This window comes from Rhodoplanes roseus (assembly GCF_003258865.1).
Classification (GTDB): domain Bacteria; phylum Pseudomonadota; class Alphaproteobacteria; order Rhizobiales; family Xanthobacteraceae; genus Rhodoplanes; species Rhodoplanes roseus.
On record NZ_NPEX01000759.1, the window covers coordinates 1 to 284 of the forward strand.

The following is a 284-nucleotide window of genomic DNA, read 5'->3' on the forward strand; positions in this document are numbered from 1 at the left end:
AAGCGCGAGCCGTTGAAGACGCCGTAATGGCCGACGCCCGGCTGCACGTAGTGGGCGCGCATTTCCGCCGGGATGTTCGGGCAGATGCGGTGGGCGGCGTGGGTCTGGCCGACGCCGGAGATGTCGTCCTTCTCGCCCTCAACCGTCAGCAGCGCGACATTGCGGATCTTGGTGGTGTCGACGCGCTTGCCGTGGTGCATCAACTCGCCCTTCGGCAGGGCGTGGGTGACGAAGACGGTCTCCACGGTCTGCAGGTAGAACTCCGCGGTCAGGTCCATGACGGC

At 66.5% G+C, this 284-nt stretch carries 1 pseudogene; it reads right to left on the bottom strand.

Annotated features, from left to right (window positions below):
• A pseudogene (locus CH341_RS32285) lies at positions 1 to 284 on the bottom strand (polyhydroxyalkanoate depolymerase); the annotation flags it as partial.